The organism is Pantoea sp. Morm, assembly GCF_016643525.1.
Taxonomy (GTDB): domain Bacteria; phylum Pseudomonadota; class Gammaproteobacteria; order Enterobacterales; family Enterobacteriaceae; genus Pantoea; species Pantoea dispersa.
In genome coordinates this window covers 68,451-76,931 of record NZ_VOQX01000014.1, presented here as the reverse complement: position 1 = coordinate 76,931, position 8,481 = coordinate 68,451, and the positions used below count along the sequence as shown (strand labels likewise).

Here is an 8,481-nt window from a genome sequence, read left to right as displayed (position 1 = left end):
GCGCTGCATCCGCAGTTGTTCGATCCCGGCTGGTGGCGCGCGCTGCAGGCGCGGATCCGTGCCGGGCATATTGAAGAGGTGATGGCGTGGCGCGCCGGACAGCGTTTCAGCGCGCGCTACGCGTCAGTGGCCGCCTAGCGGCCGGCGTAGCTCAGCGTCACCTGTTTCGCCGCGCGGATCACCAGCGCCCCGAGCTCGGTAATGCGGTCGTCGGTCATGCGCGCCAGCGGGCCGGAGATGGAGATGGCGGCAAACGGCTCACCGTGTTCATCATAAATCGGTGCCGCCACGCAGCGCAGGCCGAGCGCGTGTTCCTCATCATCGTGAGAAAAGCCCATCTTGCGGATCAGCGCCAGATTCTCTTTCAGGCTGTGTGGCGACATCAGGGTTTTCGGCGTGTAGTGATGCAATCCCTTCTGGTGCAGCAGAGCGGTGACCTGCTCATCGCTGAGGTGAGCGAGAAACGCTTTGCCGGCACCGGACGCATGCATCGGCAACTTGCCGCCAATCGGCGCTGACATGCGCATCAGCTGGGTGCACTGTACCTGGTCAATAATCACCGCCTGATAATCACTCAGATCCAGTACCGCCAGATTCACGGTTTCGCCGGCTTCTTCCATCAGCCGGCGCAGAATCGGGTGCACAATCGCCAGCAGATTGCGGCTTTGCAAAAAGCTGCTGCCCACCACAAAGGCATGAGCACCGATAGTCCACAGCCCAAGGTCGCCTACCTGATGCACAAATCCCTGCTGCTGCATGGTGGTCAGCAGGCGATGGGTGGTGGAGTTGGGAAGCCCGGCCTGCTGTGCCAGTTCGGTCAGGGCCACGCTACCGTGTGATTCGGCAATCAGCTCCAGCAAACGCAGGCCACGCGTCAGGGACTGCACCTGGCCACCGGCTGGTGCGCTGGCAGCCGGTGCCGTACGGGGTTTTTTGCCGCGTTTCGCGGGCGCAGGGGTTGCCATAACATCTCCACAGTCATTGCAGGTATGGAAACCATTTTCGTTTTTAACAGCATGAATGCAAACCCTGGCTGACTGGTCGGATCTGCTGACCATTTTATCGCCAGAGGCCACACCCGGAGTGACTTTTGCTCATCGTAAAGTTGTGCCAGTATGACTGGCTGGCATTTAGCCAACGCAATGACGTGGATGGGGCAAGAGTGAGCAATATAACCGCAACGCTACAGCAGCAGCTGGCACAACGCATCATGATTCTGGACGGTGGCATGGGCACCATGATCCAGAGTTACAAACTGGATGAGCAGGATTTCCGCGGCAGCCGCTTCGCTGACTGGCCGTGCGATGTGAAGGGCAATAATGACCTGCTGGTGCTGAGTAAGCCGGACGTCATTCGCGAAATCCACGATGCTTACCTGGCGGCTGGTGCGGATATTCTCGAAACCAACACCTTCAACGCCACCCCGATTGCCATGGCCGACTATGAAATGGCCGCGCTGTCGGCGGAGATCAACTTCGAAGCGGCGAAACTGGCGCGCGCCTGCGCCGACGCGTGGACGGCAAAAACGCCCGATCGCCCGCGCTACGTTGCTGGCGTGCTCGGCCCGACCAACCGCACCTGCTCGATCTCGCCTGACGTCAACGATCCCGCGTTTCGTAACATCACCTTCAATCAGCTGGTGGACGCCTACCGCGAATCGACCCATGCGCTGATTAGCGGCGGTGCTGACATCATCATGATCGAAACGGTGTTCGATACCCTGAATGCCAAAGCGGCGATCTATGCGGTACAGAGTGAGATGGAAGCGATGGGCGTGACGCTGCCGCTGATGATCTCCGGCACCATTACCGATGCGTCAGGCCGTACGCTCTCCGGCCAGACCACGGAAGGATTCTACAACTCACTGCGCCACGCGGAGCCGCTGTCGTTCGGCCTCAACTGCGCGCTTGGCCCGGACGAACTGCGCCAGTATGTGCAGGAGCTGTCGCGCATTGCGGAAGGCTATGTCAGCGCCCACCCCAACGCCGGTCTGCCAAATGCCTTCGGCGAATATGACCTTGATGCGGCGACGATGGCGGCGCAGATTGGCGAGTGGGCGCGCGCCGGTTTCCTCAACATTATTGGTGGCTGCTGTGGCACCACGCCGCAGCACATTGCGGCGATGGCGGCAGCGGTCGAGGGCGTGCCACCGCGGCCGCTGCCGGAAATAGCCGTCGCCTGCCGTTTGTCTGGCCTCGAACCGCTCAATATTCAGGCCGATTCACTGTTCGTCAACGTGGGTGAGCGCACTAACGTGACCGGCTCGGCCAAATTTAAGCGCCTGATTAAAGAAGAGAAGTACAACGAAGCGCTGGACGTGGCGCGCCAGCAGGTGGAAAACGGCGCGCAGATTATCGATATCAATATGGATGAAGGCATGCTGGATGCGGAAGCGGCCATGGTGCGCTTTCTCAACCTGATTGCCGGTGAGCCGGATATTGCGCGTGTGCCGATCATGATCGACTCCTCGAAATGGGAGGTGATTGAGAAAGGTCTGCAGTGCATTCAGGGCAAAGGCATCGTCAACTCCATCTCGATGAAAGAGGGCGTCGAGCCGTTTATTGCGCACGCGCGCAAAGTGCGGCGCTACGGCGCGGCGGTGGTGGTGATGGCGTTCGACGAAGTTGGCCAGGCGGACACCCGCGCGCGCAAAATTGAGATCTGCCGCCGCGCCTACCACATTCTCACCGAAGAGGTCGGTTTCCCGCCGGAAGACATCATTTTCGACCCCAATATCTTTGCCGTGGCTACCGGCATCGAAGAGCACAACAACTACGCGATGGATTTCATCGGTGCCTGTGAAGACATCAAACGCGAACTGCCGCACGCGATGATCTCCGGCGGCGTCTCCAACGTGTCGTTCTCGTTCCGCGGTAACGAACCGGTGCGCGAGGCGATTCACGCGGTGTTCCTCTACTATGCCATCCGCAACGGCATGGACATGGGCATCGTCAACGCCGGTCAGCTGGCGATTTATGACGATCTGCCGGCGGAGCTGCGCGATGCGGTTGAGGACGTGATCCTCAACCGGCGCGACGATGGCACCGAGCGACTGCTGGCGCTGGCGGAGAAGTATCGCGGCAACAAAGGCGAGGGTGAGCAGGACAAGCAGCAGGCCGAATGGCGCAGCTGGGACGTGGTGAAGCGGCTGGAATATTCGCTGGTGAAAGGCATCACCGAGTTTATCGAGCAGGACACCGAAGAGGCGCGCCAGGCCGCGGCACGGCCGATTGAAGTCATTGAAGGGCCGCTGATGTCCGGCATGAATGTGGTCGGCGATCTGTTTGGCGAGGGCAAAATGTTCCTGCCGCAGGTGGTGAAATCGGCGCGCGTGATGAAGCAGGCGGTGGCCTACCTCGAACCCTTTATCCAGGCGAGCAAAGAGGCCGGCCGCAGCAACGGTAAAATCGTGCTGGCGACGGTAAAAGGCGACGTGCACGACATCGGCAAAAATATTGTTGGCGTGGTGTTGCAGTGTAACAACTACGAAATCATCGACCTGGGCGTGATGGTGCCGGGCGACAAAATCCTGAAAACCGCGCGTGAGGAAAACGCCGACATCATCGGACTTTCCGGCCTGATTACCCCGTCGCTCGACGAGATGGTGAACGTGGCGAAAGAGATGGAGCGCCAGGGCTTTACGCTGCCGCTGCTGATTGGCGGGGCCACCACCTCGAAAGCGCACACGGCGGTGAAGATTGAGCAGAATTACAGCGGCCCGACGGTCTATGTGCAGAACGCCTCGCGCACCGTCGGCGTGGTCTCATCGCTGCTGTCGCCCACGCTGAAAGAGGCGTTCGTAGCGCGCACGCGCAAGGAGTACGAGACCGTGCGGATTCAGCACGCGCGTAAAAAGCCGCGCACGCCGCCGGTCACGCTGCAGGCCGCGCGCGATAATCATTACGTCATTGACTGGCAACGTTACACGCCACCGGTGGCGCATCGTACCGGCGTCAGCGCAGTGGAGGCCAGTATCGATACGCTGCGCAACTACATTGACTGGACGCCGTTTTTTATGACCTGGTCGCTGGCCGGCAAATATCCGCGCATTTTGGAAGATGAGGTGGTGGGCGAAGAAGCCACGCGGCTGTTTGCCGATGCCAATGCGATGCTGGACAACCTCAGCGCGCAGGGTACGCTCAGGCCGCGCGGCGTGGTCGGTATTTTCCCGGCTAACCGGGTTGGCGACGACATTGAAATCTACCGTGACGAGACCCGGCGCGAGGTGCTGTGCGTCAGTCATCATTTGCGTCAGCAAACGGAAAAAACCGACTTTGCCAACTACTGTCTGGCGGACTTCGTGGCGCCGAAATCCAGTGGTAAAGCAGATTATCTCGGCGCGTTTGCCGTCACCGGCGGGCTGGAGGAGGATGCGCTGGCGGCGGCGTTCGACCAGCAACACGATGATTACAACAAAATCATGGTGAAAGCGGTGGCGGATCGCCTGGCGGAGGCGTTTGCCGAATACCTGCATGAGCGCGTGCGTAAGGTGATCTGGGGCTATGCCGCCCATGAAAATCTCAGCAATGCCGAGCTGATTCGCGAAAATTACCAGGGCATTCGTCCGGCGCCGGGCTATCCGGCCTGTCCGGAACACACTGAGAAGGCACAAATCTGGCAGCTGCTGGATGTGGAGCATCACACCGGCATGAAGCTGACCGAATCCTTTGCCATGTGGCCCGGTGCCGCGGTGTCCGGCTGGTATTTTAGTCATCCGGAGAGTAAATATTTCGCCGTGGCGCAGATTCAGCGCGACCAGGTGGAAGATTACGCGGCGCGTAAAGGCATGAGCGTCAGCGACGTCGAGCGCTGGCTGGCACCGAATTTAGGCTACGACGCGGATTGATGAATTGCCGGCGCAGAGCGCGCGCAATGAAATGCTGGCAGGCGGTCGCCATCAATGGCGACCCTACATGGTTCACGTAGGGTGCGCATTAATGCGCACCGTTAAATGGCGCGGGTTTAACCCCGCGCTGCAATTTAATTAAAACGCGCATCGCGATCGGCGGTCAGATCGTACAGCTGGTACTTACGGCCCAGCATCTGACCACCGTCACGCGTCAGCGGCACCCAGTTCACCTGCGCACGGCCACGGGTTGGCGTGACGGTAAACAGATCCATCGGAATCGAAATATAGAAACCTTTGGTGAAATCCCCTTCGCCATACGCTTCGGCTGACACGTTGGTTTTGGTGGCGTAGAAGCCGACCATCACGCCGCTGTCAAAGCGCTTCGACACATCCAGCGTGACCCCTTTGTCCTTCGCCAGATATTCACCGACGCTGGCTTTCACCAGCACATCCTGCATGAACCACGGACGCCAGTAAGCGGTAAGGTGCCCGGTCGGCGCCTTATAGTCGGTGAACTGCATCATGTTGTCCCAGTCACGCTGCTTCACGTAGTTCGCATCGAGACCGAAAGCCCAGTTGCTGTCCACCGGGCGATACAACAGCTCGCCGCCCACGCCGCCATACATGGTTTCCAGATAGCCACCGTACACCTGGCCGTAGAAGCCATTGCCGAGATAGCGCATGTAGTTGGCCTGCAGATCATTCACGTAAACGTTGTTCTCCACGTAGTCGCGAATGTGGGTGCGCACGCGCGGCAGCGTCGAGTCGGCTGGCGCGCCGTTGTAGTTGAACTTGTCATAGTTGTTGGCGATGTTGCCAAACAGGCTGCCGCCAATCAGCCAGTGATCGGTCAGCCAGTAATCGACATTGCCCATTACGCCGAGCTGATACATGTAGAAGCTTTCCGGGCCGCCGACCGACTGGTTCAGCACCGGCGACAGGCTGTAGTTGAGGCGATCCTTACGGATGAAATAGCCCTGTTCGGTGGTGCCCGGATCGATCGGTTCTTCACGCGTCTGCTGCAGCGGCTGCTCGTGGCCGAGCGGATAGCCGCGCAGTTCGTTATTCAGGCTGACCACATCGGTGCGCGTGGTGACCTGCGGCATGTTAAAGCGCGACTCGGTGACTTCAATCGTATCAATGCCAGCCGGCAGATTGTTCATGATAATGCGGTTAGCGCGGTCAACGCCTTCGCGCGTGTCGCGATATTTAGTCTGCTCACCGGAAACGTATAGCGTGCGGCCTTTGGTCTGGATGCGCGGACCATCCAGTCCGGCATTGTATTTCAGATCGGTAAGCTGATTAGCGACCACCGTCGGCTGCAGCAGATCGCCCTGCGGCTGTGGCTGATAAGCCGGTTTTGCGCTATCAAGGTGCGACTGGTGTAACGAATTAAAGTTGGTGCGCACGGTCACGCCAAACATAAAGGTATTGCCGCGCTCGTAGCTGGCGTTGATATCCGCCCAGTCGGTAAGGCGATAGATTGCGCCAACGTTGACCTTACTGCGCTGCTCCAGCCTGCCGGCAAAATCGTCCTGATAATCGTTGCCTTCATACTCCAGCTTGAGACGCAGCGGCTGCCACGGCGTCTGGTATTCGATGCCACCAAACAGTGCCGCCGGACCGTGGAACATCTGCGAGCCGTTAATGGAACCCGCCGAACCGCCGCCGGTGCGGCTGCAGAAGCTATCGCTGTAGGAGCAGAACGGGTTTTTGATGGTGCCGCTGTTGCCGAGATAGCCCCAGCCCAGCCCGAGACTGAAATCAAACGGTCCCCAGGCTTTACTCGCCACCAGATATTCACTGTCGAACAGGCCGGTACCGCCCAAATCGCGCGAACCGACCGCCACTTCCGGCAGCCAGAAGCTCTCCTGCCACAGGCGCAGTTTCAGGTCGAAGGCTTTGTCTTTATAGCTCTGGTTACCGCTGAAGCCTTCCACCGCACTGTAGCGGCGGGTGCGTACGTCGGTATAGCGCACCGTGGTTTCCAGCCATGGGAACAGCTGCAATGACGCAGAATAGTAGCGATATTGATCATTATCGCGGAAGTTCAGGCTAAATTCGCCCTCATTTGCCATGCGCGCAGTCGGCGTTTGCATCAGGCCCACGCCGCCAAAATCAGATTGTGAAGGACCGACCGGTTCCGGCCAGGTTTCCGCCTGCACCTGGCATGCGGCGGCGACAGAAGCAGCCAACAGGCTGAGGAGTAATTGTTTTTTCATCAGTCTGGCATCCGGTGAGTCAGAACGGAAAGCATGCGCGCATTCAAATCAGGCTGGCCCCAGGGCAGGCTCCATGTGGAAAAGCCCAGCCAGATGGTGCTGCCAGGCTCAACTTCAACATGCCGCTGATTCCAGTAAGCGATCGGCACCTGCTGCGTCTCACCTGACGGCGCAATCACCGTGGCCACGCTGCGCTCGGCACCCGATAAACGCGCATGCGGCGCGAGGTAGTCACGCACCGTGCGTCCTGGCTGCCAGCTCTCACTGCCGGGATGGCTGAGTGCGCCCATCACCCGTACCTGCGTCGGCGCTGCCACGATGTACAGGTCGTAGCTGCCCTGCAGTTTACGGTTGGCTTCCGGACGCAGCCGCACCCAGTCGGGATCGAGCGAAGTAAACTGGCGCCCGGTAACCTGCAGGGCGCTGAGCTGCTGAATTACGCTGCCGATGGTTGCGGCCAGTGAAGTACCGCTGTCGGCCTGCCAGGCGCGCAGATCCGCGAGCAGCTGAGCGTGCTGCTGCTGCGCCACGGCGGTCGCACCGCGTTCGGCAATCACCGTGCCCGGCCACCAGCTGTGCAGCGCCGGGTTCGTTACCAGTTCGCTCAGCGTGCTGGCATGATCGATCTGGAAACTGCGCTGATCGTGCGCAGGGTGTACCGTCACCTGGCTATCCGCCAGCGCGTGGCTGGCCGCCGCGAGGGCGAGTGCCGCCAGCAAAGAATTGATTTTTTTCATGATTTCGCCGGCTTCAGAAGGGTGGTTGCAATCGGGAACTGGTCAGCCGCCAGCATCTGCTGCGCCTGCAGCACCGTACCGTCGCGGTTATCGATCCAGAAGGTGTTCTGCCAGCTGACGCCGGGGCTCTCCATCTCTACCGTTTCGTGCCAGACGCGGCAGGGCACCCGCTCGCCGGCGAGGTTCAGCACTTCATCGTCGCCGCGCTGAAAGGTGGAGTGGGCGGTGGCGGCGCGCACGTTGTCCTGCTCGCGCCACTGCACGACGCGCGTCCACTGCGCGCCATTTTGCAGCCGCAGCCCATCGGCCAGCGGATCCTGCGCCAGGTTACTGACGGCCTGCAGGTTGTCGCGCAGGCCGAGGGTTTTCACCAGGCGGCCGTGCTGCATCACCAGCATGGCTTTATCCTGGGTTACCCATTTCTGCTGGCCGTTTTCCAGGTAGCCCAACACCACAAAGATGCGCGGACCGTTATCGACGCGCGCATACAGGCTGGCATAGGGCAGAGTAGCGATTTGTTCATCGCTGACGGTGACATCGTCCGGACCGCTGATGGCGAGCATCACGGTCTGTTCGAGGCCTTTTTGCGTTTGTGTGCAAGCCTGCAGCAACAGGCAAAGAAGCAGCAAAGAGAGTCGGCGCACTGTGTATCCCTGTCTCAATAGAGGCAAAA

General features: G+C 59.9%; 5 protein-coding genes. 1 reads left to right on the top strand and 4 read right to left on the bottom strand.

The genetic code is table 11. The annotated features are described in order from the left end of the window. Positions 1-134: 134 nt before the first annotated feature. The gene (gene iclR / locus FT726_RS07540; RefSeq protein ID WP_282996251.1) at positions 135-965 is read right to left on the bottom strand and encodes a glyoxylate bypass operon transcriptional repressor IclR; all 831 of its coding nucleotides are present in this window, start codon (positions 963-965) and stop codon (positions 135-137) included. A 197-nt stretch (positions 966-1,162) separates the two neighbouring features. Between iclR and metH the strand changes: the two genes are divergently transcribed. After that, entirely contained in the window at positions 1,163-4,846 is a 3,684-nt protein-coding gene (metH, locus tag FT726_RS07535) for a methionine synthase (RefSeq protein WP_346302634.1), read from the top strand. A gap of 134 nt (positions 4,847-4,980) precedes the next feature. Here metH and FT726_RS07530 read toward each other — a convergent pair whose 3' ends face one another. The 3 genes from FT726_RS07530 to FT726_RS07520 are packed head-to-tail and all read right to left on the bottom strand — an operon-like array spanning position 4,981 to position 8,452. Next, on the bottom strand, positions 4,981-7,071 hold the full coding sequence (locus FT726_RS07530) for a YjbH domain-containing protein (protein WP_346302633.1): 2,091 nt from the start codon (positions 7,069-7,071) through the stop codon (positions 4,981-4,983). Next, positions 7,071-7,808 (bottom strand): capsule biosynthesis GfcC family protein, encoded by a 738-nt coding sequence (locus FT726_RS07525; RefSeq protein ID WP_346302632.1) that lies wholly within the window; start codon positions 7,806-7,808, stop codon positions 7,071-7,073. Before FT726_RS07525 ends, FT726_RS07530 begins: the two co-directional genes overlap by 1 nt. Further along, the gene (locus tag FT726_RS07520; protein ID WP_058769991.1) at positions 7,805-8,452 is read right to left on the bottom strand and encodes a YjbF family lipoprotein; all 648 of its coding nucleotides are present in this window, start codon (positions 8,450-8,452) and stop codon (positions 7,805-7,807) included. The genes FT726_RS07525 and FT726_RS07520 overlap by 4 nt, the downstream gene beginning before the upstream one ends. Between the last annotated feature and the right edge of the window lie 29 nt (positions 8,453-8,481).

Bases quoted from the DNA above. Each gene is read 5' to 3' on its own strand.
- FT726_RS07530 (WP_346302633.1), bottom strand. From the start codon at position 7,071: ATGAAAAAACAATTACTCCTCAGCCTGTTGGCTGCTTCTGTCGCCGCC.
- FT726_RS07525 (WP_346302632.1), bottom strand. From the start codon at position 7,808: ATGAAAAAAATCAATTCTTTGCTGGCGGCACTCGCCCTCGCGGCGGCC.
- iclR (WP_282996251.1), bottom strand. From the start codon at position 965: ATGGCAACCCCTGCGCCCGCGAAACGCGGCAAAAAACCCCGTACGGCA.